The sequence below is a fragment of the Myxococcus llanfairpwllgwyngyllgogerychwyrndrobwllllantysiliogogogochensis genome, from assembly GCF_006636215.1.
In the GTDB taxonomy this organism is placed as follows: domain Bacteria; phylum Myxococcota; class Myxococcia; order Myxococcales; family Myxococcaceae; genus Myxococcus; species Myxococcus llanfairpwllgwyngyllgogerychwyrndrobwllllantysiliogogogochensis.
Genome location: NZ_VIFM01000005.1, coordinates 20,223 through 46,390, shown reverse-complemented (window position 1 = coordinate 46,390; position 26,168 = coordinate 20,223). Strand labels below are relative to the sequence as shown.

General features: G+C 67.0%; 17 protein-coding genes and 1 pseudogene. 10 read left to right on the top strand and 8 right to left on the bottom strand.

From position 1 onward, the window contains the following. Positions 1 to 121 precede the first annotated feature (121 nt). The 3 genes from FJV41_RS02120 (at position 122) to FJV41_RS02110 (ending at position 4,869) form a co-directional block, all read left to right on the top strand. Positions 122 to 1,498, top strand: a complete 1,377-nt coding sequence (locus FJV41_RS02120; protein ID WP_141640694.1) for a hypothetical protein — start codon at positions 122 to 124, stop codon at positions 1,496 to 1,498. 240 nt (positions 1,499 to 1,738) lie between these two features. Further along, positions 1,739 to 3,448: a DUF1592 domain-containing protein gene (locus FJV41_RS02115; protein WP_246136946.1), complete on the top strand. Its 1,710-nt coding sequence runs from the start codon at positions 1,739 to 1,741 to the stop codon at positions 3,446 to 3,448. Continuing rightward, the gene (locus FJV41_RS02110) at positions 3,445 to 4,869 is read left to right on the top strand and encodes a DUF1552 domain-containing protein (RefSeq protein ID WP_141640693.1); all 1,425 of its coding nucleotides are present in this window, start codon (positions 3,445 to 3,447) and stop codon (positions 4,867 to 4,869) included. Before FJV41_RS02115 ends, FJV41_RS02110 begins: the two co-directional genes overlap by 4 nt. A gap of 57 nt (positions 4,870 to 4,926) precedes the next feature. Here the strand turns inward: FJV41_RS02110 and FJV41_RS02105 are convergent, their stop codons facing one another. Then, positions 4,927 to 6,255, bottom strand: coding sequence for a M12 family metallopeptidase (locus FJV41_RS02105; RefSeq protein ID WP_181790340.1), 1,329 nt, complete (start codon positions 6,253 to 6,255; stop codon positions 4,927 to 4,929). A 458-nt stretch (positions 6,256 to 6,713) separates the two neighbouring features. Between FJV41_RS02105 and FJV41_RS02100 the strand changes: the two genes are divergently transcribed. Further along, on the top strand, positions 6,714 to 9,152 hold the full coding sequence (locus FJV41_RS02100; protein WP_181790338.1) for an FG-GAP-like repeat-containing protein: 2,439 nt from the start codon (positions 6,714 to 6,716) through the stop codon (positions 9,150 to 9,152). A gap of 183 nt (positions 9,153 to 9,335) precedes the next feature. After that, positions 9,336 to 9,890, top strand: coding sequence for a dihydrofolate reductase family protein (locus FJV41_RS02095; RefSeq protein ID WP_141640691.1), 555 nt, complete (start codon positions 9,336 to 9,338; stop codon positions 9,888 to 9,890). A gap of 71 nt (positions 9,891 to 9,961) precedes the next feature. On the opposite strand, the gene FJV41_RS02090 is transcribed toward FJV41_RS02095, so the two are convergent. From FJV41_RS02090 to FJV41_RS56865, 3 genes and pseudogenes are all read right to left on the bottom strand, one after another. Then, entirely contained in the window at positions 9,962 to 12,439 is a 2,478-nt protein-coding gene (locus tag FJV41_RS02090) for a GH25 family lysozyme (RefSeq protein ID WP_141640690.1), read from the bottom strand. A 108-nt stretch (positions 12,440 to 12,547) separates the two neighbouring features. Continuing rightward, a complete protein-coding gene (locus FJV41_RS02085) occupies positions 12,548 to 13,198 on the bottom strand; it encodes a TetR/AcrR family transcriptional regulator (RefSeq protein ID WP_174452960.1) in 651 nt (216 codons plus the stop codon). A 25-nt stretch (positions 13,199 to 13,223) separates the two neighbouring features. Next, a pseudogene (locus FJV41_RS56865) lies at positions 13,224 to 13,325 on the bottom strand (IS5/IS1182 family transposase); the annotation flags it as partial. 208 nt (positions 13,326 to 13,533) lie between these two features. Here FJV41_RS56865 and FJV41_RS02080 point away from each other — a divergent pair. Next, positions 13,534 to 15,465 carry a c-type cytochrome gene (locus tag FJV41_RS02080; protein WP_141640688.1) on the top strand — a complete coding sequence of 644 codons (1,932 nt, stop codon included), beginning with the start codon at positions 13,534 to 13,536 and terminating at the stop codon, positions 15,463 to 15,465. Positions 15,466 to 16,440: 975 nt separating this feature from the next. Continuing rightward, entirely contained in the window at positions 16,441 to 17,274 is an 834-nt protein-coding gene (locus FJV41_RS02075; RefSeq protein ID WP_141640687.1) for a hypothetical protein, read from the top strand. Here FJV41_RS02075 and FJV41_RS52015 read toward each other — a convergent pair. Further along, complete coding sequence (locus tag FJV41_RS52015; protein ID WP_174461608.1) at positions 17,255 to 17,407, bottom strand: hypothetical protein; 153 nt, start codon at positions 17,405 to 17,407, stop codon at positions 17,255 to 17,257. The two genes, FJV41_RS02075 and FJV41_RS52015, sit on opposite strands and share 20 nt — an antisense overlap. A gap of 323 nt (positions 17,408 to 17,730) precedes the next feature. Next, positions 17,731 to 18,162, bottom strand: a complete 432-nt coding sequence (locus tag FJV41_RS02070; protein WP_141640686.1) for an Imm30 family immunity protein — start codon at positions 18,160 to 18,162, stop codon at positions 17,731 to 17,733. A 550-nt stretch (positions 18,163 to 18,712) separates the two neighbouring features. On the opposite strand from FJV41_RS02070, the gene FJV41_RS02065 reads away from it, so the two are divergent. Then, complete coding sequence (locus FJV41_RS02065) at positions 18,713 to 20,263, top strand: GspE/PulE family protein (RefSeq protein WP_141640685.1); 1,551 nt, start codon at positions 18,713 to 18,715, stop codon at positions 20,261 to 20,263. 115 nt (positions 20,264 to 20,378) lie between these two features. Here the strand turns inward: FJV41_RS02065 and FJV41_RS02060 are convergent, their stop codons facing one another. Then, positions 20,379 to 23,720, bottom strand: a complete 3,342-nt coding sequence (locus FJV41_RS02060; RefSeq protein WP_181790337.1) for an Ig-like domain-containing protein — start codon at positions 23,718 to 23,720, stop codon at positions 20,379 to 20,381. 299 nt (positions 23,721 to 24,019) lie between these two features. Here FJV41_RS02060 and FJV41_RS02050 point away from each other — a divergent pair, with 299 nt between their 5' ends. Together FJV41_RS02050 and FJV41_RS02045 are read left to right on the top strand one after the other, a co-directional pair. Continuing rightward, on the top strand, positions 24,020 to 24,547 hold the full coding sequence (locus tag FJV41_RS02050) for an FHA domain-containing protein (protein WP_141640682.1): 528 nt from the start codon (positions 24,020 to 24,022) through the stop codon (positions 24,545 to 24,547). A gap of 101 nt (positions 24,548 to 24,648) precedes the next feature. After that, the gene (locus FJV41_RS02045; RefSeq protein ID WP_141640681.1) at positions 24,649 to 25,743 is read left to right on the top strand and encodes an NHL repeat-containing protein; all 1,095 of its coding nucleotides are present in this window, start codon (positions 24,649 to 24,651) and stop codon (positions 25,741 to 25,743) included. A gap of 12 nt (positions 25,744 to 25,755) precedes the next feature. Here FJV41_RS02045 and FJV41_RS02040 read toward each other — a convergent pair whose 3' ends face one another. Next, a complete protein-coding gene (locus FJV41_RS02040; protein WP_141640680.1) occupies positions 25,756 to 26,163 on the bottom strand; it encodes a TraR/DksA C4-type zinc finger protein in 408 nt (135 codons plus the stop codon). Between the last annotated feature and the right edge of the window lie 5 nt (positions 26,164 to 26,168).

The window sequence follows — 26,168 nt, the reverse complement described above, 5'->3', positions numbered from 1 at the left end:
TTTGGGCAGAGGCAGCCCCTCATCTCGTCACTGGAAGCCGAGCACCCATGCGTTCCCGCCCCTTCGTCTCTGTCCTCCCAGCCGCTTCCACCTCGTCTGTCCGCGCCAGGGAGGTGGCCCTGTGAGCCGCGTCGCGGGATGGGTGTTGCTGGTGCTCGCGCTGGTCATATCGTACCGCCCGGCCGAGGCCGCCCAGGCGAAGAAGCCTCAGGCGAAGAAGACCCAGGTGGCGGTGCTGCGCCCGGAGGGCCGCCAGGCGGATGCGCTGCGCAGGGTGCTGACGCAGGAGCTGGGCAAGAAGGGACGTGGGCGAGAGGTGCTGCCCGCGAAGAAGGTGGATGCCCAGGTGAAGCTCATCCGCGGCGGTCCGAAGACGGACGAGCAGCGGCAGGCGCTGGCGAAGAAGCTCGGCGCGGACGTGCTGATCCTCGCCTCGGTGAAGGGGACGAAGCGCTGGGACGTGGAGGTCCGCGCCTACTCCGGCAAGGACGGCACCCTCCTCGCGGAGGAGCGCTGGGCCGTCCGCACGAACCGCGCCTTCCCCGATGTGCGGCGAGAGCTCGAGCCCAGGCTGGGCGCGGCCCTGACGGAGGGCTCGGAGCAGAGCCTCCCGCCTGCCGCCGTCACGCCTCCGACTCCTGTCGCCGAGCCCGAGCCCGAGGTCGCGCCCCCGGCCCCCGTCGCGGAGGCACCGCGCCCGGCGGTGGTGAAGCCTCCTCCGCCCACCGTGAAGAAGGAGGAGCCGCCGGTGGAGCCCGAGCCGAAGGCAGCCGGCCCGCGCGACCTGGACGGCCCCACCCTGGAGGTTCTGCTGTCCGGACAGGGGCTGTTCCGCCGCTTCAACTTCTCGGGCAACAACGCCGACGAGCTGCCCGACTACAGCCTCAACAGCGCCGCGGCGGCGAGCCTCGCGGTGAGCTACTTCCCGCTCTCCCACTTCACGGATGGGGTGGTGCACAACCTGGGTATCGTGGCGCGGGGCTCACGCGCCTTCGGGCTGTCCACGCGGCTCCCGGATGGCTCCAGTCACGCCACCACCGCGCAGCTCCTGGAGGGAGGCCTGCGCTTCCGCCTGCCGCTGCGGTGGCTGGAGGTCTCGGTGGGCGCGCTGTACGGCACCCACTCCTTCGCGGTGGAACTCCCGCCGGAGAGCACCTTCACCCTGCCCGACGTGGACTACCGCTTCGCGCACGTGGAGCTGGGCCTGCGCAAGGCGCTCACCGAGCGATGGGCCATCGCCGCGCGCGTGGGCTACCAGCACGTGCTGAGCGGCGGCGAGCTGTCCTCGGACGACTACCTCCCGGAGCTGAGCGGCTCCGGACTCGATGGCGAACTCGCCGTGGAGTTCGCCCTGACGCGCATGCTGGGTCTGCGGCTGGGCGGAGAGATGCGGAGCTACTCCTTCACCGCCAACGCCGCGGAGGGCACCCCGGTCTTCGCCGGCGGCGCCAAGGACCTGTACTTCAGCGGTCAGCTCGGCGTGTATCTGAGGCTGTAGCACCGGCGCATTGAGGGGGTCTGTCCCCCACGCATGTGGCGCCTCCTCCACACTTTTGCGCGAGGCCCGCACGAAAAGTCGGGTCTGATGAAACGCGTATGCACGTGTGACACGAGTTTTTCAGTATCCGTGTCATCGGGCCATTTGACCGACGCGCGTGCGAGTCGCGGCTACATTGACAGGAACGCGTAATCCATCCGATTGGTATGTCTCCCAATGATGGAGGCGCTCGTGCCGAGGATGCGGTCACAACGGTTGTCACGAGAGCCAGCGGAGCGGGGACGGTGGTGGCGCCCGGTGGTGCTCGGGCTGGTCTTGAGCGGGGCTGCTGGCTGCGAAGGAAACATCTCCAACCCGGAGGGCCCTGGTGGAGGACCCGGCCCCGGTACGCCCACCGCCATCGAGAAGCCAGCCCCGTCCGTGCGGATGGCGCGCCTGACGCACGTGCAGTGGACGAACAGCGTGCAGGAGCTGCTCAGGCTGGACGCGCCGCCCACCACGCTTGCGGGCACCTTCCGCGCGGACCCCGCGCAGAGTGGCTTCCTCTTTGACAACGATGCGCGCGCCCTCTCCGTCGACGAGGCCCTCTGGGGCGCCTACCAGCGCGCCGCCGCGGAGCTCGCCGGCCAGGTGACGACGGACGCGACGAAGCTCGCGCGTGTGCTGCCTCCGTCGGCCGACACCGGCGAAGCGCGCGCCCGTGCCTTCGTGGAGTCCTTCGGCCTGCGCGCGCACCGGCGCCCGCTGACGTCCGAAGAGGTGGAGAGCTACCTCGGGCTGTACCGCAGGGGCCCCCAGGCCTACGCGGACATGGCGGCCTTCGAGGGGGGCATCCGGCTGGTGATTGAAGCCTTCCTCCAGTCGCCCCACTTCCTCTACCGCGTGGAGCGCAGCACGCAGGCCGTGCGGGACCGGGTGCCGCTCGACGACTACGAAGTGGCTTCGCGGCTGAGCTACGGCCTCTGGAGCGCCATGCCAGACGACGCCCTGTTCGCCGCCGCGAGCGAGGGCACCCTGCATTCCCGCGAGGGCGTCGCCACACAGGCACGGCGCATGCTCCAGGACGCGCGCTCGAACAAGGTGGTGGAGGCCTTCCACCGCACCCTCTTCGACGTGCCCCGCTATGCCGCCATCCGCCCCTCCCTCACGCGCTACCCGCAGGTGTCCGAGCGCCTCGGGGAGCACGCGGCCCGGGAGACGACCCTCTTCGTCCAGGACGTCGTCTTCTCCCGCAAGGGCGGCTACAGCGACCTGCTCACCTCGCCAGCCACCTTCGTCAACGACGAACTGGCGCGGGTCTACGGGCTGAGTGGCGCGTTCACCGCCGACTTCGTCCCCGTGACGTTGGACTCGCGCGAGCGAAAGGGCGTGCTCACCCAGGTGGGCTTCCTGGCCGCGCACGCGACGTCGGTGGACCCGGACCCCATCCACCGCGGCGTCTTCGTGTCCGAGCGCATCATCTGCCGGAAGATTGGCGCGCCGCCGGCCAACATCCCACCGCTCCCCGCCCCGCAGGGCCGCACCAATCGCGAGGTCGTCGCCTCGCACACCGAAGTGCCCGGGAGTGCGTGCGCCAGCTGCCACTCGCACCTCATCAACCCGCTCGGCTTCCCCTTCGAGAACTTCGACGCCATCGGCGGCTACCGCACCACGGACAACGGACATCCGGTGGACGCCAGCTCGACTCCCAACATCAACGGAGAGACGGTGCCGGTGCGCGACGCGCTCGACCTGGCGGACGCACTCGCGGCCAATGAAGGGGTGCATGCGTGCTACGCGCAGCACTGGGTGGAGTACCTCCACGGGCGCCCGTTCGCCCACGAGGATGGGCCGTTGGTGGAGCGGCTCGGAAAGCTGTCGAAGGCGGGCAACCTGCCCATCGTCGACCTCGTCGTGGAGGTCGTCACCAGCGAGGGCTTCGTGAATCGCCACCCGGAGGAGCTGCCATGAAGCTGAGTCGCCGGATGGTGTTGAAGGGCCTGGGCGGGACGATGCTGAGCCTGCCGTTTCTCGAGGGGCTGGTGCCGAGGACCGCCCGCGCGGCGGATTTGGGGGCGCTGCCGTACGCCATCTTCTTCCGGCAGGCCAACGGCGTCGCCTCGGCCCAGACGACGTCGGAGCTCGGCGCGGAGCCGGAGCGCTTCTGGCCGCGCACCCTGGGCGCGCTCACCGCGGCGAGCAGCGCCGGGCGGGCCGTGGACGTGCTCAAGGACCACCTCGCGGACCTGCTGCTGGTGCGCAACATCAACATGAAGGACTACAACTACGGGGACGGCCACGCCCGCGGCGCCATGCAGGGGCTGACCGCGCGGGGCCCCGTGGTGGAGGGCGCGGGCGGCGGCTCCGAGTCCGGAGGCGAGTCCATTGACCACCGCATCGGCCGCGAGCTCAATCCGCAGCAGCGTGACTCGCTCGTCTTCTACGCGGGCCGGCGTGGCGGCTGGCTCGGGGGGCCCTGCCTCTCCTACCGGAGCAGCAACGTGCGCCGGGCCGCGCTGCATGACCCGTGGAATGCGTACCAGACGATGATTGGCGGCCCGGGAGGACTGACTCCCGAGGCTCGCGAGCAGCTCCTCGTCCGGCAGCGCAGCGTGAACGACCTGGTGAAGGCCCAGCTCCAGTCGCTCCAGCAGCGTCCCGAGCTGAGCGCGTCCGACCATGAGCGCTTGGACCTGCACCTGTCCAACGTCCGGGACCTGGAGGTCGCCCTGAGCTGCCGCATGCGCGCGGACCAGGAGCTCATCCTCCAGCAGCAGTCACCCGGCTATGACAGCACGGACGGCACCGAGGTGCTCGCCACCGCCAGGCTGCACATGGACATCGCGGTGATGGCGATTGCGTGCGGCACCAACCGCGCGGCCGTCATCCAGGTGGGCAACGGCAACGACGGCGATACGCGCTACCGCGACCCGGACACGGGGCAGTTGATGGAGAACTTCCATTACGTGTCCCACCGTCGCACGTCGCACGACTCCAGCGGCGGCATCATCACCGGCTCGGACCTGCTGCACCACCACGTGGACGTGCAGTTCGCGCGCGCCTTCAAGCACCTCCTGGACCGGCTGGTGGCCTACCAGATGCCGGACGGAAAGCGACTCATCGAGCACGGCGTGTCTGTCTGGTACAACGACCTGGGCAACGGGCCGGCTCACTCGGCGCGCAATGTGCCCTTCGTCCTGGCGGGGAGCTGCAATGGCTTCCTCAAGCAGGGCGTCTACGTCGAGGCGTCGGGCGGCGGCAATCCCAACCACAACCGGATGCTGAACACGATTGGCACCGCCGTGGGGCTGAGGAACGCGGCCGGCGGGAGCCTGGACGACTTCGGCGACCCGGCGCTGACCAAGGGCGTGCTCTCCGAGCTCATCGCCTGAGTAGACGATGGCGACCTGCTCCAGTGTTCGACGCTGGAGCAGGCCCTACCCCGTGCCTCAGTAGAAGGTGATGGTGAACTGCTCCCATTGCCCCACGGAGGCACCGGCGGCATACACCCCGCCGTCGCCCCCGTTATCGGCATACAGGTAGCGGGGGGTGAGGAGATTGTTCGTCGACAGGGCCACGGTGTCTCCGGTGCCGATGGTGAGCAGGCCCGTGCCGGATATCTTCGAGATGCGGAAGGTTTCATAGCTGCCAGGCGCCGTGGGGGTGGCTGTCACCTCCGAGCCGCCACCGTTCACGGCCATGAGATAGTTGCCGTTGACCGTCTGCAGGTGGATGAGGTCGCCGGTCTGCAGCTCGAAGCCGTTGCGGTCCACCAGTTGGAACTTCTCCCAGGGACCCACGGCGGCACGATTGGCGTTCACCGCGCCGCCGCCGCCGCCCTCGGCCACCACGTAGTGGCCGCGCAAGGCACGCAGGGAGATGGTTCTCGAGTAGAGACGCGCCACGGTGGCCGCGTCCGTGATGCTCAGCGAATCGCGCTGCCCGATGGCCTGTCCCCCCAGGGGCTCGATGGTGGGCAGCCCATTCTTCGAGAACGCCGTCCTCGGGTAGTGCATGATGGAGCCGTAGTCATAGGCGAGGATGTCGTCACCGTCGGCGATCTGCTGGTTGAAGTTCTGCTCATAGCCCGCGGTGATGTTCTCGGGCCGGACGAGCACGTAGTTATTGCGGTCCTCGCGCGACTGCTCGTGCCACAGCCCCAGGGCATGTCCGATTTCATGGATGGTGTTGCCCGTGGTGCACCCGGCCTCCAGCGTCACCACCTGCCTGCCACCAATTCGTCCCACGTGGGCACTGCACCCGGCGCCCGTCTGGAAATTGACGTAGTTCGGGTACAGCGCCGCGTTGAGCACGTTGCGTTGCACGAAGCGCAGGTGCGTACGCTGTTGCCAGTGATTGATGGCGTCCGTGATTCGCGCCTGGTTTGGCACAGCCGCGTCGATGGTGTAGGGCACCTCGGAGTTGGTCCAGCGGAAGTTTGCTCCGGTGATGGCCACGCCCTGGGCGTGGACTCCCGGGGCGTCGAGACCTCCCCGGGCCTTCACCTCGCGCACGCGCGCCTCCATCTCCTCCACCGTGCCGAGAATCATGTCTCCATCGAGGATGGCCAGTCCATCCACCTCGGCGTACTTCACGGGCACCAGCTTCCCTCTCGCGGCGTTCCAGGCGTAGCCCTCGCGAACCGGAGCGCCAGCCGGCACCCGGGCCATCTCCGGGTCCAGGGTGGGACGCGACTCCAGGCCCTCACCGCAGGCGGTGAGCAGCAGGCTGGGGATGAACAGTGCAACCAGCGCGGACTTCAATGTGCTTCGAAGCATGGTGCCTCCTTTCCGGAAGGCATTCCGGGGAGCAGGAGACAATCACATCGCTCTGACATTTGTCGTTTGGAATTGATGATCCTCATCAATTCGCGGCATGCCCCGGTGCCTTCGCCGCAGGGAGGAGATGCGCTGCATATGCATTCATGCTTGCCAAGGCGAACGGGTACATGTGGATTCCCCGTATAGATTTTAACGCCAGGACTCGGGTTCCAGGCGTAACCACACGAGTAGACCCCTTCACCTTCGCGGACGTGCGGGAACAGACGCGGAGACGATCAAGTGCATGTCATGGACTCTGTGTCCATGGTCCTCAAGTGCTTTCTGGCGGTCGCCAGAGGACGCTGGCCATTCGCAGGTTGCTGGCCGAACGGGTGGGAGAAAGGAATAGTGTCTTTCATTTCATGGGGGGGCTGGTCCATTCCGGGTTCCATCCTGCTCCTTGGGGGAGAAACAAGATGCGAAGCCGTCAAGGTGTGCTGTGGTCGTGGGGGCTGGGCGTGACACTGGCCTTGTCACTGGGGGCGTGTGGTGTGGACTCCCGTCCTCCCGCGGATGGGGTGTCACAAGAAGACTCCGGGGCGTTGACGAGTGAGCCGCTGGAAGCCTCGTTGACGTGGGACCCGTATGCGGACGCGGTGGCGTCGGGCACCAATGCGGCGGTGCTCAACGCGAGCGCGGCGCTGGGCGCTCCGGATGGACAGGCGGCGACGCTGCTGGGCCTGCTCAACGCGGCGCTGGTGTTGGACCTGGGTGCGGGCGAGGAAGGCACCGGCGACCTGCGCGTCTATTACAAGGGCCTGTCGTTGGCGCTGGTGGCCCAGGTGGACTTCCTGAAGGCGGATGGGACCTTCATCGGCTCCAGCTCGTTGCACCTGGTGGAGCTGGGCCTGGGGACGCATGTGGCGGTGGCGCTCTACCCGGGGAACGTCCCCTATCGCTATGTGCGCCTGAAGGGCGCGCTCGCCATCTACCTCGTGGACGCGGTGGAGACGTCGCTGCGGGCCGTCTGTGGTGATGGGGTGCTGGGCGGATTCGAAGTCTGTGACGACGGCAATCAACTCTCGGGAGACGGCTGCAACAGCGTCTGCCAGTTGGAGCCGGGCTACACCTGCACGGGACAGCCGACAGTGTGTACCGACATCGACGAGTGCGCCGCCGGTACCGACAATTGCAGCGAAAACGCCACCTGCACCAACATCGGGGGCTCCTTCACCTGCGCCTGCACCGCGGGGTACGAGGGCGACGGCGTGACCTGTACCGACATCGACGAGTGTGCCGCCGGTACCGACAATTGCAGCGAGAACGCCACCTGCACCAACATCGGGGGCTCCTTCACCTGCGCCTGCACCGCGGGCTACGAGGGCGACGGCGTGACCTGCACCGACATCGACGAGTGCGCCGCCGGTACCGACAATTGCAGCGAAAACGCCGCCTGCACCAACATCGGAGGCTCCTTCACCTGCGCCTGCAATGCGGGGTACGAAGGCGACGGGGTGATCTGCACCAACATCGACGAGTGCGCCGCAAACCCCTGCCTGAACGGCGGCACCTGCATCGACGGCGTGGGTAGCTACACCTGCAAGTGCGCGCCCACCTACGAGGGGAACATCTGCCAATCTTGCTCCGGCACCCTCGCGGACTGCAACGCGAACTCGTCCGACGGCTGCGAGGTGAACCTCCAGAGCGACGCCGAGAGTTGCGGCGCCTGCGGCATCGTGTGCTCGACGGGTCAGATCTGCTCGAACGCCACCTGCCAGGCCATCCCACCCGGCCAGGTCCCCGGCACGCCGGTCAGCTCCCCAGCGAACCACAGCCCGCTGGCCCCGGCGGTCGCCGATGTGAATGGCGACGGCAAGCTCGACATCCTGGTGGCCAACGCCGAATCCGGGACGACCCAGACTCCCTCTGGCTCGCTCTCCGTCTTCCTGGGGAATGGCGACGCCAGCGTCCAGCCGGAGGTCAACTACGGGAGCGCCTCGCTCTCCAGCAACGCGGTCGTGGCCGTGGACGTGGACGGCGACGGGTGGCTCGACGCCGTCACTGTCGACGGCCAGACCAACCTGCCCCTCATCAACGGAAACATCAGCGTCTACAAGAACCTGGGCTCGAGCGCGCCCGGGACCTTCGGCGCGCCGACGAGCTTCACCACGGGCACCCCGGGCTCCGTCCACCTCTGCACCGGGGACTTCGATCACGACGGGGTGGCTGACATCGCCACGACAAGCGTGACCCAGAGCCAGGTGAGCGTGCTGTTCGGCACCGGCGCGGGCAACTTCGGCGCGCCCACGTTCATCGGCATCCAGAGCACCGGCGGCGTGCAGTCGAGCATCGCCTGCCGTGACCTGAACAGCGATGGCTTCTCCGATATCGTGGTGACGAGCCCGGCCAGCGCACGCCTGTCGGTCCTCATCAACCAGGGAGACGGCACGTTCGCCGCACCCGTCGCCTACAGCAATTCCGCCGGCGGCCAGACAGCGGGCATCGCCTTCGGCGACGCCAACGGCGACGGCATGCTCGACATCCTCTCGAACGGCGCGGCCGGCCGGTTCCTCTTCTACTTCAGAGGGAACGGCGACGGCACCTTCGCGAGCGGCGCTCAGTCAACCGCCGCGACCAATACGGCCGCCAACTCGGCGCTGGGCGTCGTGGCCGGTGACTTCAACGGCGATGGCAAGCTCGACGCCTACATCCTCGTGACAGCGGCATCGGGCGGCGTCCGCCCGATGACCGGCAACGGCAACGGAGGCTTCACCGCGGACACCGTCGTCACGACCGGCGCCTCGCCTGGCCTCAACGCCATCGCCACCGCGGACATGGACGCGGATGGGTACCCCGATCTCATCCTGACCAACAGGGGCTCCGCCACCGTGACCGTGGTCCCCAACGGACTCTGAGGAGCTGTCCGCGATGCCGCGATGGGGCGGTGTGCCCTGATTTCAGCGCGGTCTCGGTAGGAGAATCGGTGCGCCGCGTGCCTCGCGCGCGGCGCACCGGAAGACGCGCGGGCGCCTGACGGGCATTGCGTCGCTGGCTCGGGCTGCTGCGCGCTGGGCGCGCTTTTCGTAGAATCCCACGCCATGAACCTCCTCACCTTCGGTCTCAACGTCACTTTGGACGGGTGCATCGATCACACCCAGGGCATCGCGGACGACGAGCTGCACGACTATTGGACGCAGCTCATGGACCAGAGCGGGGCGATGCTCTTCGGGCGCAACACCTACGAGCTGATGGAGGGAGCCTGGCCCGCGGTGGCACGCGACGAAAAGGCGCCGCGCGCGATGCGCGAGTGGGCACAGAAGCTCGAGGCGAAGGCAAAGTACGTCGTGTCGGGTTCGCGGAGCGACTTTCCGTGGCGGAACACGATCAAGGTGGAGGGTGACCTTCGCGAGGCGATCTCGGCGCTGAAAGCGAAGACCGAGCGGGGTGTCCTCGTCGGAGCGCCCAAGCTCGCGGCCGCGCTCGAGGAGTGGGGGCTCATCGACGAGTACCGCATCGTCGTTCATCCCATCATCGGTGGCCGCGGGCCGACGTTGTTTCAGGGCCTGTCGAGTGCGCGGCAGCTCGAACTCCTATCGACGCAGCGGTTCAAGTCCGGCGTACTGGCGCTCCACTTCCGTCGCAAAGCGGGATGAGTTGGAGTCTGTGACTCCGCGCCAGGCCCCTCCCGACGCACGGGAGCGGGCCTGGGGCAGTGGGCCAGACGTCAGTCCAGGAGGTTCGCCAGGCCCGCGTACGTGTTGGGGCCGGGGATGCCGTCGAGCGGCCCGCTGTAGCCGCCCCGGTTCGCCAGCGACTGGAGCACCTTGTACGTGTTCGTCCCGGGGACCCCGTCAACGGGCCCCGTGTACCCGGCGCCGCTCAGGAAGGACTGGAGGCCCCGCCACGAGTTCACGCCCGGGGCCCCATCAGGGGGGCCCATGTACCCGCCCAGGCGCGCCACCCGTTGCAGCGCCGCGTAGGACTGGGTGCCCATGACACCGTCGATGGGGCCCGTGTAGCCGAAGCCCCGCAGCACGGTCTGCACGCCCTTCCAGGACTGGGTGCCCATGGCACCGTCGATGGGGCCCGTGTAGCCGCCCTTCGCGGCGAAGCGCTGGAGCGCCGCGTAGGACTGGGTGCCCATGACGCCATCCACGGGTCCGGAATAGCCATACCCCCCGAGGACCTGCTGGACGCCCTTCCACGTGTTCGTGCCGGGGACGCCATCCACCGCGCCGGTATACCCGCCCGCGCTCGCAATCCGTTGCAGCGTCACGCCCTGGGCCTGGGTGACGGGCGGCACGGGACCGGAGGACCCGTCCAGGTACGCCTGGATGCCGTTATAGGTATTGGGGCCGGGGACGCCATCGATGGGGCCCGTGTAGCCACCGTCCTGGGCCAGCAGTTGCAATCCCTTGTACGTGTTGACGCCCGGGACGCCGTCGGCCGGCCCCGAGTAATACCCCAGCTCACGCAGGACCTTCTGGATGCCCGTCCAGGTCTGGGCCCCCGGCACGCCGTCAATGGGGCCGGTATAGCCCCCGCGGCGCGCCAGGTTCTGGAGGATGGTTCCCTGCTGGGCGGTGATGACGGGGGTGCCTCCGCCGCCACTCCCTCCGGGGATGGCCGTGGGCGGAGGCGCCGTCGCGCCCAGCGGGGGCTGGGCCAGTCCGGCGAACGCGGACAGCTTCGCGACGTTCAGGTCGAGCGGAATCCCGTTCTGGTTGCCGGACGACGTGTACTGGTGGATCTCCCACGTGGGATAGGCCGTCCCCACGGACGGGTTGCCCGGCGTGCCCGTGTAGTGGGCAATCCAGAGCTTCGAGCCCACGGCCTGCGTCTGGGGCCAGGTGTGGGCCTTGAGCAGACTCGAGTACGTGTACAGGAACGGGGCCTTGCCCAGCCGCGTCTTGACCGCCTGCATGAAGCTCGCGGTCAGGGAGTCATTCCAGAAGATGCCGTTGTCGATGGCCTCGTTGTCGAGCACCAGCAGGTCACCGGGCCGGTGGTCGTAGAGGTGGTCCACGAAGTACTGCGCGTCACCGGCCGGGGTGTACGAGCCCGCCACCCAGTAGTGCCCCACGAGCAGCCCGGCCGCGCGGGCCCGGGCGACCTGCTGGGTGTAGTAGGGCGCGACGTAGAGGGGAGAGACATTGGAGCCGCCGGCCTTGACGATCGCGAACTGGTAGCCGGCGCTCTTGATGGCATTGAAGTCCAGGTCCCGCTGCGTCGTGCCGACATCAATCCCATACACACCGCTCATCCCGGACGGCGGAGGCGTTCCGGGGTCCTGGGCCAGCCAGGTGGTGAGCCCCGCGTAGGTGTACTGCCCCGGGAAGCCATCCACGGGGCCCGTGTACCCGCCGAGCTGGGCGAGCCGCTGGACTCCCTTCCAGGTGTTCTCACCCGGCACGCCGTCGATGGGGCCGGAGTAGAAGCCCTTGCCGGTGAGGACCGTCTGGATGCCCTTCCACGTGTTGACGCCGGGTACGCCGTCCACCGCGCCCGTGTAGCCGCCCCGCTGGGCCACGCGCTGGAGGATCTTCCCTTCGTCGATGCTGATCTGGATTCCCCCGGAACCTCCGCCGCTGCCGGTGCCGCCGCCGCTGCCGGTGCCGAGCACGTTGCGGATGAGCGGCGCGGGGTCGCTGACGTTCTCGCCGAACGCGACGTTGTTGGTGGTGCCCCGGGTCATGTGGAGGTGGGGCCCGGTCCACGCCGAGCCGTGGTCGTCTCCCGCGCCCGCCACGTACGCGATGATGTCTCCCTGCTGGACGTAATCGCCCACCGCGAAGCGCGTCCGGATGACGTGGGCGTACCCGGAGAAGTCGCCCGGAGCGGACTCCACCGCGAGGGTGTGTCCCACGATGGAGGAGTACTGCACGCGGCGAACGGTGCCCGAGCGGAGCGCGGGGATGGCCTGGCCCGCGCTCGCGTAGAGGTCCAGCCCCCGGTGCCCCAGGGGACCGTAGTAGGGGCCCTTGACGCCGAAGCGGGTCCCCCACCGGGACTCCGCGTAGAAGGCCTGCACGTTGGCCGGTGCGAGGGCCTGCGCTTCCTGGACCCCGTCGGTGGGGCTCCCGGAGCCTCCCGTGTCCGGGCCTCCGCAGGCGGTCAGGACGACGAGCAGGCCCCACAGCAGCTTCGTCGGGGTCGAGAGGCGGCGCGGGTTGAAGCTCCCTGGACGGGCTCGGGTATTCATGTCGCTCCCTGGTTGGATGACTCGAACCAGAGCAGATTTAACATGAAAACGTGAAATTCTTGCTATGGAGGTGTCCCGCTCGCTCCCTGCTGGACGCCTGGGCCTGAATCAGCGCAGAGGCAATCCCAGCCGCATTGCCAGGAATGAAATCATCACGTCGGCCGCGGCCTGGGTGTATTCGTTCGTCATGCGGCCATGAAGGTAGAAGGACATCCGCAGGCTCGCGGTGCCGAACTCCACCGCCAGCGCCGCGATGTCCGGCGAGCCCCGCGGGATGTCGATGCCGTGCGTCGCGAGCAGGTTGCGCGCGAGCGTGCCGAGGCGCGCGATCGTGGACTCGAGCGCGCGAAAGCTCACATCCGAGACCGGTCCGGTCAGCAGGACGACCTGCGCCGCCGGATGCGTGCGGTAGAAATCCGCCGCCTCCTGAACCATGCGCGTGAGCGGTTCCTGCCAGTCCTTGGCCCCCAGGAGGCTTTGGGCATAGTTCGTCAGGTGCGCTTCCAGCGCCGCCAGTTGGCGCTCCGCGAGCTCGTTGAGCAGGGCTTGGGGGGTCGGAAAGAACTTGTAGATCGTCGAGCGCGGGTACTCGAGACGCTCCGCCAGCGTCGGGATGGAGAAGGCCGAGAGCCCTGATTCGAGCAGCAGCTCCTCCGCCGCCTGGAGCACGGCATCGACCCGGACCTTGGCGCGCTGCTGCTGCGGCTTGCGCGCCACGAAGTCTGGGTTGGGAGCGGATTGACGCGCATCGTCAGCCATGGCGCTTGACTCCATTGCGTCCGTCGCGGACTCGCAGTCGGCCAAGCGGGTTCTTCCACGCCAGGGTTCGCTCGACAACCTGGCGGTGGCGGCCGAGTCCTTCCTTGGACTCGACGCCCGGACGGGCACCCGCCCAGCCCTGACTTTCGCAAGAGGCGGTAGGCGACAAATGTCGCCTACGCCACTTTGGCGACAAATGTCCCTTTTCGGGGTACACGTGAAGTGCGCTCATACCGAGCGTGCGTCTCGGAAACTGATGTCTCCGAGCACGCGCCCAGCCGGTCGGACCGAAGCCCCATCCGACCGACCCACAGGCTGTCAGGAGGAGGGACGTCATGGCGGCACGTCTGACTCGAAGCGTTCTCGTCGCGATGTGTTTTGTCTGTGTCGGCGGCACACCGGCGGCAGCACAATCGGACCTGCTCGGCAGCAAGCGTGGAGGGCACTACTGGTTCGATTTCTGTACGGGCAAGTCCGATGCGACGCTCCTACCGCCCGACCCACGGTCACTCGTGACGCCGACGGCGAACAAGAACGTCGTCTTCAACGTGGGATGGAACTCGTGCATGAACCGGGCTCCGCTGACGTGTGGCGAGCTGCGGTCGACCAATGCGGCTGGAGGGCGCCTGCTCGGCGGAAACGGAAATCCCGATGCCGGCTGGGAGTTCAGCGGCCATTCCGCCTGGAGTCTCTGGTCGATGTCGGCGTCCCAGTACAACGCGCTGTGGCTGAGGTGGGGCCTGCCGTTCCGCCCTTCCGACTTCGACAACCTCGTCGCCGAGCGCTACGGCACCCCGCTCAGCGCGCAGCGCAATCCGTATCCTCTCCCGTTCGAGGATCCGAACCGCACGAACGGTGGCTCCGGCCAACTGCCGATGGCACTGACCCAGACACGCAATCCCGACGGCTCGTGGAGCGGACAGATTGGCGTCACGTGTTCGGTCTGTCACAGCGGCCAGATTGGCAAGGCGAGCGACGGCGCGGGCCTGGGGGCGTTGCACGGCACCAACGGCCTCACCGACGCGTCCCTGTTCCTGGGAGAGCTCGGAGGCCTCAACCCCGCCTTCACGATTGCCTCCCTGAATCGCATCCGCGGCACGGGGAACATCACCAACTTCCAGCTCTTCGCCCTGCTCACCATCTTCGACCCCGACGGGACCATCCCCGGCGTCATCCTCAATCCGGAGATCTGGGCGGCCGGATCGACGGGCACGGAAGACCCGCCGAACTGGTGGAACCTCGGGCACCGGCCGGTGAAGTTCTTCGACGCCGGGATGAGCAGCGACGCCACGCGCATCGAGCTCTCGTGGTACATGCCGGGCGCCGCGCTGCCGAACTACGAGGGCGGCTACGACTGGATCCTCGAGAACGAGTACGAGGCGAACACCTGGATGCTCGGCCTGAAGTCGCCGGCCTACCCTCTGCCGGTCAACACGGCGCTCGCGCAGCAGGGGTCGGTCTTGTTCCACACGCTCGACCTGTGGGCAGCGAACCGCAACAACCCGGTCGTGAAGCCGCAGCAGGCCGGCAACGGCTCGTGCGCGAGCTGTCATGGAGCCTACGCGCCGCGCTACGTGAACGATCCAAACTTCCTCGCCAATCCCTTGTTCGAGGGCATGGCGGCCAACGTCACGGCGATCAACGTCATCGACACCGATGAAGCCCGACTGCTCGCCAACGACGGAGCCGTCGAGACCCAGGCCAAGAACAGCTTCTTCGGGTACAACGGTCAGGACGGGTGCGCCGAAAAGTACAACATGATCGGCTATCTCGCGCAGCCGCTCTACGGTGTCTGGGCTTCCGGCCCCTACTTCCACAACGGCTCGGTGCCCAACCTCTGGAGCTTGCTCAAGTCGTCGGACCGCCCGCGCATCTGGCGTCGCAAGTCGAAGTCGCCGAGGTTCGGCGTTGTAATGGGATTCGAGACCGACCTCGCGACGGCCTATGACCAGACCAAGGTCGGGTGGAAGTACGACACGATTGCGTGCAGCCACCTGACCTTCTCGCCGTTCAACCACTGCAATCCGTGGGATCCGAACGAGACGCCGCTCATCGAGGGCGGGCTGTCGCTGCTGTACGGCAACGGCGCGCTGGCCTGGAACCTCCTCGGCAGCATCGTGGCCCCGAGTTTCTCGAACTCGGATATCGAGGATCGCAAGATCTACAACACCCGGATGTTCAGCCAGTCGAACTCAGGCCACACGTTCACCGACGTGCTGACCGATGCGGAGCGCACCGCGCTGATCGAGTACATGAAGACGTTGTGAGCCCTATCCCGGAGCGTGGCGGGGATTCGATCGCCACGCTTCGGCACACTCCATCGGCGCCAGGAGGGGAGGCGCCTGCGAGGTGGGTCGCCTGCAACAAAGCATGGGAAGGACAGAAGCCCTATTGGGCGTAGCGGGCGGGAGTAGGGGGAGCTGAAAGAAGGCCCTGCCAACTGGCAGGGCCTTCTTGTCTAACGCGTGCCTCGCGATGAAAGGGATGGATTTGCAGCGAGCGCCTCGCGCGAGCCTGGCGAGTTCATGACATTCGAGAGAATGCGCCGACTGAACTCCAGTAGGCCGCGTTCGCACAATTCCAGCAGCCGCGTGGTCACCTCCGTCCGGCGCTGAGCCAGCTTCATACGATGCTGCCGATGTTCGGTTCGACAGAACCCAGAAGCGATATTTGTCTGAATCCCGCATCCATTTCGCTGGGCGCTCAAAGACGGAATCGGCCAGAGCGAACACAGTGTTCGCGGGGAAGATGACCCCAGCCATCAACAATCACGCGGCGGCACTGAGACAGATGGAGTGGTCCCATGGGCCAGGACCTGCGATTTCGTCGAGCACCACTGCAGCCGAGCCACTGCCGTCAACGATGGCAAGTCCTGCGGCGAGCTCTTTCAGGCCAGCGGCGGACGCCCCAGTTCGGGTCTGCTCTCGCAGGAACTTGATTTTGGAACGAAGTGCACTCGCAAAATGATTGCGCCTCGGGTCGTCGCCAGGCGGAGGGTGGCGCATCCTTCGCGCGCAGCCCACATCAAGTCATGCCGAAGCGCTTGATTGAAGGCGCGCCCAGTCGTCCGAAAGTCTATTCCTTGCGGAACCAGGCCGTACTGCTGGCGCGGGAATCGCCATGACCGTTCGTGTTTGTCCCTTTCCCGGACCATCGGTATAGAGTGAGTCTCCCCGGGGCCTCCATCGACGTGCCCAGCTCCGGTGTACGCACCTTCTTCCGCGCATCGATTCCCTTCCCATATGCCTTTACGTTCCTGGCACCGTACCGTCGGCATCACCGCCACTCTGGCTCTCTGCGCCTGCGGAGGGCCCGACGAGAGCGACCGGTATCTGCTCGACTTCGTCTACAGCTCGAACACCATCCGGATGACCTCGGACAACACCTTCGAGCTGGCTCCGGACAGCTTTGTCTCGTCCGACGACCTCTTCTTCACGGTGGAGACCCTGACCTACAGGCTGGCGGACTTGCGGATGGACCTGTCGCCTGCGGTCCGCTGCGAGGACTATGAGGAGGTGCTCTCCCCGGAGATGTCCTGTAGCAACTCCGTGAGGCGCCCTGGCTCGGACCCCCTCCTGGATCCCACCGAGGACCTGCCTGGCGTGCTTCACCTCCCGGGCCCCGTGGAGGTGGGCACCGGCAAGCGCCTGTCGGCGGGGGGCAAGCAAGTGTTCATCCCCCGTGTCTCCTATCCCGCCATCGACACGCGGTGGGTCCCGGGGACACCGGAGCACCCCAGCTTCCAGCTTCGCGCGCGCTTCACCTACCAGGGAAATCCCCATGTGCTGGAGTTCGCCTTCCAATCGGACGAGTCCATGCGCTTCGAATACCGGGGCGTGCCGCTGGGACTGCCCGAGGAGTTCTCGGAGCACCCCGCCGCCTTCGGTGGAAACCTGGAGATGGATCATTGGCTCGAGGACATCGACATCTCGGGCTGTCTGGCGACTGGGGACCTGACTCTGGACGGGAACGTGCTTCGGCTGGAGACCGGGCGGGGGGCCTGCGCGGAGGCCGCCACGAAAATGCGAAGCAGCATCCAGTGGAGTGGCGACCTGTTCACCGGGCTGCGCCCGTAGACACATTCACCGCATCCATGCCCTGTGCCTTCCATGGAATGCGCGTGCTCAGAACCCGGGTGGCCAGCTCCAGGTTGAGGCTGACCACCTTCTCCTCATAGAGAGGCGCCGGCGTGTCATCTTCGTCGTCCATCGGTGCCCACCGCTCCCGTACGGGAAGAAGGAGAACCGGGCGGTCACGTCTCGAATTGTGTGTAGTCGGTCGGGAGGGAGTTCGGGGGGAAGGCTCCTTGGCAAGGTCATTCAGCGGTGTCTGCGTTTGGCCTCAGCAGGCTGAGAACCGCACCATCCGGTGCAGGTTCTTCCTACCTTCTTGCGCGAGAGCATGAGCGTCACCCGCTTCCGTGACTCTCCCTCACTTTGTGTGATGCGCCAGCGGTCCGCTACTCGTTGAACGTCGGGAGCACCGAGCCGGCTGTCCGACATGGTCCAAGACGGCGCTGACAGACGCTGAAGTCAATCCGCCAGGACGAACTCGACGTGCTCCCTCTTCTCGGGGTTGCCGTTCAGGAACTCCTTGAGATATCCCCTGACGGCCGCCTCCTCCGCATGTCCTGCCAGCGCGTCTTTGTACACCGTCGTCAACTCATCCGAGTTGAAGATGCGGTAGTGGATGATCTCCAGCCAATCCCAGGCCCTGTCCTGCAACGTGCCTGTCATGTCGACGACCGTCGAGACGTAGTCATCGGCGCCGAACGACTCCGACATGCCGATGATCTCTTTCATCAGGTCTCCATGCTCCGTGTTATCATCGAGATACGACAGCATCACAGGGATGTATTTCCGGTCCTTGCTCGACGCCATGCGTCCCAGGACCCGGGAAAAAGCCTCGACATCCGAAGGCGTGCTCAACTTCGAGTAGAACTCCAGTTCTCTCCGCAGCTCCATGTCGCCTCCCTCGCATCGTGACAATCCACTTCCTCCAGATTCTGGTGTGTGCGCGAGGAAGGTGTCCACGACGCGTCGTCACACGAGCGGCCCTCCACCCGCCGAGAATGAGCCCGGATGAGACTCCGGCTCCTTCGTGGAGCTGCGTCCTGACCGCGACATCCGGGGGCGAGTTGCCGGCTCACTTCAGGACGAGCGTCGCGCGCGCGTGCGGACCTCCATGTGAACCACGCCGTCTGCCATCGGCCCAAGGGCCTGGGGCGCGGTAAGTCTGACCTGCGCTTCTCCACATCAGGGGCCAACACGCGGGTCCGCGGCGTTGCCCCTCATCATGGGGAGCTGGGCGAGGCTGGGGCCATGCCTTGAGTTCGATGGCCATGAGCCGCTGCATGGCTTCAGTGCGGCCCTGACGGTATCGCCGTCGTGTCGGGCTGATGCTCCCGACGGAAGCGCCGCCAATTCTCGATGGGGGACCTCGGCGCGGGGAGGGTTTCCTCCCCCGGAGCGGTGATGGTCAGCCAGACGCGAGGCTGATAATCCCTCCTCCGCCATGTCCGAGGATGCCCCCGCCTTCGCAGAACTCGCGCAGTTCACCCTGGACCGGGCCTCGCTCCGGTTGCTCCCCGAGTCGTTCTGCCGCCGCAACCAGGTCGTGGTGCTGGGCAAGGTGGACCCGGAAGCCCCCGACGTGCCGGTGACGGTGGGCACGACGAACCCGGACAACGGGCCGATTCTGGAGCTCGTCACCGAGTTCCTCCGGCGCCCCCTCAACACGGTTCGCCTGAACCCCTACGAAATCGAATCCGCGCTGGAAGTCGGCTTCGGCGCGGGCCCGCGTGTCACGGCGGATATCGTGCTGAAGCCCGGCCTCAAGCTCACCCACTCGCCGACCACCGTGGAGCTGGTGGAGCACGTCCTCTTCAGCGCCGTGGAGATGAAGGCGTCCGACATCCACGTGGAGAGCTACTTCGACGACGTGGACCTGCGCTATCGCGTCGACGGCATCCTCCATCAGTCCTACACGGACATCGACCCGCGCTCGTTGCCGGGCGTCGTCAGCCGCGTGAAGGTGCTGGCCGGACTGGACATCACCGAGCGACGCCGCCCCCAGGACGGTCGCCTGCGCGCCCTCGTCGAGCGCCCCGAGGGCCGCAAGGTGGTGGACTTCCGCGTCAGCGTGGTGCCCAGCCCCGCGGGCGAGGACGTGGTCATCCGCATCCTCGACGCGAGCGTGGGCCTGGTTCCCGTGGAGAAGCTGGGCCTGTCGCCCGCCATGCAGGCCGTCTTCCTCCAACTGCTCTCCAACCCGGAGGGACTGGTGCTCGTCACCGGCCCCACGGGAAGCGGGAAGACGACGACGCTGTATTCGGCGCTGGCGCGGCTGAACGACGGACGGCGCAAGATCGTCACCGCCGAGGACCCCATCGAGTACTACGTCCCCAAGGTGAACCAGAAGCAGGTGACGCCGCAGATGCCGTACGCGACGTTGCTGCGCGCGCTGCTGCGCCAGGACCCGAACGTCCTGCTCGTGGGAGAGATTCGAGACCTGGAAACAGGCAGCATGGCGCTGACGGCCGCGGCCACGGGGCACGTGGTGCTGGGCACCCTGCACACCGCGGACGCAGTGGGCGCGGTGGCCCGCCTCCGTGGATTGGGACTGGATGACGTGGACGTGGCGGACTCGCTGCTGGCGGTGCTGACGCAGCGACTGGTGCGGCGCATCTGCGAGCAGTGCGTGGAGGACACGAAGCCCACGCCGGAGCAGACGAAGCTGCTGGGGCGGCTGCTGGACGGAGTCCACACGCGCGCCGGACGAGGGTGCCCCGCCTGCAATCACACGGGCTATCGAGGTCGCTCCGGCATCTTCGAGTTGCTCGTCGTGGACCCGGACCTCCAGGACCTCATCGCGCACGGTGAGCCCACGGTGCGGCTGCGCCGACACGCGCGGAAGCACGGCCTGCGAACGCTGATGGAGGACGGGCTCGACAAGGTCAACGCTGGCACCACCACGGTGGCGGAGCTGGTGCGCGTGGTGCCCTATCGCCACATCCTCACCACCCGGGATGAGCGCTTCGGCGCGGAGTCGGACGAGGAGGCGTAGGCCCGAGCCCGAGTGGAGGGCGGGCCTCGCCAGGCCAGGAGCACCTCCGAGCACGATTCTCGGAGGTGCTGGCCCAGGGGACTGCTTCAACTCGCGACGGGCCTGAAGCCTTGCGTCACAGGACCTGACAGAACAGCAGCGCGGGCTCGGTTGAGGCCGTGTCGACCGGGCACGCGAGGCTCGTGTTGGAGGTGTTGCCCCATTTGTCCGTGGCCAGGAGCGAGAAAGGAAGCTGGGTGTCGAAGGAGTAGATGTTCGGGATGGACCACGTCAACGAGTACGGCGCCTGCGTCAGCGTGACGTTGAATCCCGGGATCAGGCCTCCGCTGAGGACGACGGACTGGATGCCCCGCGGGTCGCTCACCGTCCCCGCGGAGACGAAGTAGGTGCGACCGGCACCAAAAACGGTGAACGTGTACGAGGGGCCGGTGTTGTCCGCGGTCACCGTGCGCGTCACGGGCGTGCTCGCCGCGCCCTGGAGGTCGCTGCACTGGAACAAGAGGATGGAGTCCCCGTCCTGCCGGGCCGAGGTGTCGACGATGAACTCGTAGGGTGCGGTGGTGTCTATCTGCATCACGACGCCGTTCTCGCGCATCTCGACGTGGTGAACGCCATCCGTGTCCACGCACTGCACGGTGAACTTCGGGGACTTCGGCTGGGAGTCGTCACGGGTGATGCCCGTGATGACGGGAGGCGTGATTCCCTTGAAGAACACGGTCTCGAAGTTCGTCGTGTTGCCGCAGTTGTCATGGACCACCGCGTGGAAGGCGTGCGGACCGTCGGCCATGTTGGCACCGAACTCCAGCACGTACCCCGGGGTGGTGGGCAGCGCCACCAGGGTCCCATCCACATACAACCCATAGGGGTAGACCAGGCCACAGATGTCCGAGGCTCCAAAGGTGAGCCTCACCAAGGAGCCCAATTGGGTCTTCTCGAAGGTCACCGCCGGGGGCGTCACGTCACGAGGCGCGGCCAGGGTCCTCACGCTCTTGTTGCCAAAGGCATCCGTCACCTCCACGGAGAGGTTGTGGGCCAGCGGATCAATGGGCGTGTACTGGACCACATATGACGTGGCGGAGTTCGTGCGCGTGGCGAAGACCACCCCGTCCACCTTGAAGTCGACCCGTGTGATGGTCGAGATATCCGACACGCTCGCGTTGACGATGAAGGGCGGGGCACTGCCTCCCACTGTCATCGAGACATTGGGAGGCGTGTTGTCCACATCCAGGGCGTGGTGGACCATCGTGACATTCAAGAAGCGGTCGAATGCCTTGATCAAGATGTCGTGGGTGCCGTCAGGCCAGGTCGACGTGTCGTATTCATTGTCGAAGGGCGCCATGGATACGGTTGACCTCCACACGGAGTTGTCGAAGTACTCGACCCGTTCGATACCGGAGTCGTCGGTCGCCGTGACGGAGAAGTAGGGCTGCTTCAGCGGGCCCAGGCGGGTGACCGACAGGACGGGCGGCTTCTTGTCCAATACGACGGACACCGTCGTGGTGGTGGCGTTCTGCCAGAAGTCCCAGGCCTTCAGTCGGACCGTATGCGTCCCGTCCTTGAGCGCGGCCCCCGGCATTCGCAGGGTGAACTGCCAGCCCGGCAGCGGGAACGGATTTCCACCATCCAGTATCAGCTGTGGGGGTGTGTGGAACTTGTTGGGAGTCTCCGCATCGGTGATGGTGCCGGTGCATTCGATGTCCGCCCCCACCTGGGTGCAGCTCAGAACGGCGGTGGGAGGGTTCGTGTCGGGCAGGTCGCCCACGTTGATGGCGGCGAACGCGGAGCCCACGGCCTTCATCTGGGTGCTTCCCGAGGCGCCGTACAGGGATATCACCGCCTCGAGCGTGGCCTGGCGGGCCTGCGCGTAGTCCGCGCCCAGGGGCATGGATAGAACCGCGCGGCTCCAGAGGCGCAAGGCCGCGGTGGGGCCAAGGCCGGAGAAGCCTTCGGGGACCAGGAAGCTGCTCCACGGGTCCGTGCTCTGCTCTCCCTGCCAGGGAGTACAGCCGTAGGCCAGGAGCAGGAACATGCGCACCAGGGGGCCACCTGCGCGGTGGGTCTCCTCACCGCCGATGCCGTCGAACCAGATGTCGATGATCGGATCGATGAGATTGCGCATCACCGGGCCGGCCTCCTCACCCATGGTGAGGTTGGTGGTCTTCAGGGGCACGGCATCGATGTCGAGCGCCGTCCCACCCACCCGCGCGGCGTCGCGGGCGAGCTCGGTGACGAAGCCGAAGATGTCCCCTGTTCCCTCATTCATGCCATGCATCTCCGTCCTGCCGGAGGGAAAGGTCGCGGGGTTCCTGGCCAGCTCCCGCATGAAGAAGTCATGGCCCAGCTCGTGGCCGATGATGTCGGTGGTCGACAATGGAACGAGCAGGCCCCCGGCGGCCGTGACGCCAGCGGGAAAGGTGCGATAGCCAATCTCCAACCGCGGACGGGTGTTGCTGGGATTGTACTCCGCGTTACCCATGGGGGCGTGCAACCAGACCTCGAAAGGCAGACCCGCTCCGGTGGGGCCATCGCGGCTGAGGAGGGACTCGTAGACGCCCCAGGCCAGGTTCACGGCGAACATCGCGTCCACCGCCGCGCTCTCGCCGTTCTCGCCGTTCTCCTCGTTCGTGGGGTTGAAGAGGCGCCCATCACCAAACTTCGCGTCAATGCTCACATAGTCTTCGATGACAGAGCCAGGGAGGCTCTCCGTACTCAGCATCGCCTGGTACTTGTTGCCCCGTGGATCCTGGAGCACATAGAGGCGATTCTCGAAGAGGACGGAGTGCGTGAGCCTGCCGGAGAAGTAGCCATAGCCCGACACGGGCTTGTAGGTCCCCCCTGCCAGGTCGATGGCCAGCGGCTCCAACCGCAGCAGTTGGCCGGAGCGGGCGTCCACCTGCGCGCTCCAACGCCGCTCCACGCCGGCCGGTTCATTCCCCGTGAGCAGGTGCAGCTGGTGCACGAGCGTCAGGCCCGTCACCACGCGCTCGAAGTGGTCGGCGTTGTGGGCACGTCCGGCGGCGGGGGTGGGCACGCCTGGCTTGAGGCGGCGCTCCTCCTGGGGAAGGAACATGAGCCGGGACTCTTCCACCCGCGCCGAAGCGTCCTTCATCTCCGCGAGGACCGTGGCCTCCGCCTGGGCGGCGGTGACCCGAGCCTGCATCTGGGGACGCGTGGTGGCCGCGAAGCGGACGTTGGTGAGGGAGGTCACTCCTTGAGTCGTCCTTGCTTCCAGTCCCTGGATGGGGATGCCCTGGAAGTGGAGCGAGTGGCGGTCCCCCGTGTCACCGGGCGCCGGGACGAGCGTGACCTCCCGGAGGTCGAAGCCGTGCTCGGCGGCGAGCCGTTCCGCCTGGACCCGTGACGGAGACTTCTCCCGCGCGGCCTCGTCCAGCGGCGCGGAATCACAACTTGCGACCATGAAGACACAACCGCCCAACAACCACTTGCGCAATCCCATCGGACTTCCCCCTCTGGCGTATGGACTCATTTCCCGGTGATTCAGGGACCCCTGCGTCCTGCGCACCATTGTCGGAATGTGGAGGGAAAAGGTGCTTGCCGCGCTCCAATCCGGAGGGCCAGGTGCTCGTCGCCGCCTCCGTGCCCGCGCAGGTGAAGCTCCTGGGCGGCTGCTGGACGAAGTCCGCACGCGCGCCGGCTGAGCGGCCCTCCCGTCGAGGCATTGACACGAGAAGACTCGACGCGTGGCGGCGTCCCCCGCAGAATCGCGCGCGTGAGTGATTCGGGGGAGCAACCATCATGATGACCGTCCAGGAACTGCGTGCGCTGAGCTCGCGCCTGACCGAAGCCTTCTTCTGCAAACAGGTGGGTCCGTTCGTGCTGGTGCAGCGGCCGCCCAGCCCGGTGATGGCGCAACTGGCGATGAAGATGGGCGCGGCGCGCACGACGATGGCGCGGGACCTGCCCAGCTTGGAGCGGCAGCAAGTGGCCCTCTGGCTGCACTTCGACGCGCTCACCGTGGCCACGCTTCCGCCCGTGGAGGGACAGGATGTGCTCACCGTGGGGCGCCAGCCGGACTGCGACCTGGTGGTCAACGAGCCCTCCGTCTCCAAGCGCCACGCGAAGCTCTGCTGGTGGGGCCCGTCGGTCGGCTGCACCTTGGTGGACCTGAAGTCGAGCAACGGCACGTTCGTCAACGCCAGGGAGGTGGAGGCGGGCGGCGAGATGCACGTGCGGGACGGAGACCTGCTGGGCTTCGGCGACGCGACGTTCGCCTATCTGCTCGCGCCTTCTTTCTATTCGAAGATGAAGCGCGTCGCCCCGTGAGCGCCAGCGGCCAGTGAGTGGTGGGTATGTGATGGAACGCGGCGGACCTGTCCTCGAGTCGGTTGGTTTCCGGGGCCCACGTGCCGCAACGTGGCCCCACCATGCCGACCCACACCCCTGACACCGTCTCGTCCCCTGGCCGTCGACTCGCACGCCAGGCCCTGCTGCTCACCGCCCTCTCCACCTGCCTCCTCGGCTTGTTCCCGGCCCACGCCGAGGACGGAGCGCCCGCGCGCCGCGACACCCTGTTGGTGGGAAACACCCGAGGCAACAACGTGGTGCGCTACGACGCACGCACGGGAGAGTTCCTCGGAGACTTCATCCCCGCTGGCAGTGGTGGGCTGGTGAACCCGGACTCGCTCGTCTTCGGGCCGGACGGTCATCTCTATGTCGCCAGCGGTGACACGCTCGCCAACTCCGCCATCCTTCGCTTCAACGGACGCACGGGCGCGTTCATCGACACCTTCGCCTCGGGCGCGGGCCTGTTCCGCCCCTATGGACAGGCGTTCGGACCGGATGGCCTGCTCTACGTGAGCAGCTTCCTCACGGACAAGATTCTCCGCTTCAACGCCCGGACGGGCGCCTTCGTGGATGTCTTTGCCTCCGGCAACGGCCTGCCCGGTGGCCTCAATGGCCCCAACTTCCTGGCGTTCGGACCGGACCATCGGCTCTACGTCACCACCCAGGGCTCGGTCGCCGTGGATGGCGTCCCCACGTTCCCCGGCCTGCCCAGTCAGGTGCTGCGCTTTGACCTCTGGTCTCGACGGTCCGAGGTGTTCATCGACCAGCCCGCGCCGTCACCGGATGGAGCGGGCTTCATCAGCCTGCTCGGGCTGGCCTTCAGTCCTGGCTGCTCGCGGCTCTTTGGCGACTGCGACCTGCTGGTCAGCGACTTCGCCAACGACATCCACCGCTATGACTTCTGGACGCGGCGGATGGAGTCCACGCTGTCCACCAACTACACCGGCACCGTGCCGACGAAGAACTTCCGTGGCGGCGTCGTCTTCGGCACCCACGAGCGCATCTACACGGTGGGCTTCGACTTCACGGACCCGGCGCTGAGCGGCGCGGTGCTGCGCTTCGATGGCCGCGATGACAGCCCGCTGCCTTCTCCAGGCAACGGCGGCGCCCTCCTCGTGCCGCCCTCCACGGACCTGTTGCGTCCGGTGGGCATCGCCTTCGTGCCTGGCCGCTGAAGGCCCGGCGCGTCACCGTGACCTGGAACGCGAGCTGAGCAGGAACCAGGCGGTCAGCAAGACCACGGAGCCCAGCATGACCGCCAGCGGCAGGGGGAGGTGGGCGTGTTTCACGCCCAGGTAGAGCAGAAAGCCTATCCCGCCCAGCACCAGCACGATGAGGACCATGGACAGAAGAATCATGGGCAGCACCGAGCCCACCGCCATGAACAAGAGGCCGCGGACCATCAGCCCGAGCGCGGCCTCGGAGGCGAGGTCCGGCAACGACTTGGACCCGAGGGTCCTCCGAGCGCAGTCCAGACAGAGGCGCTCACCGTTCGTGACCTCCGGCTCCTCGCGGAGACGGGTGCCGCAGACCTGACAGTCTCCGCCCAGGCCCAGCGTGTACCGCCAGGACCCAGGGCGCTTGGGAGTGGCCATGGGAG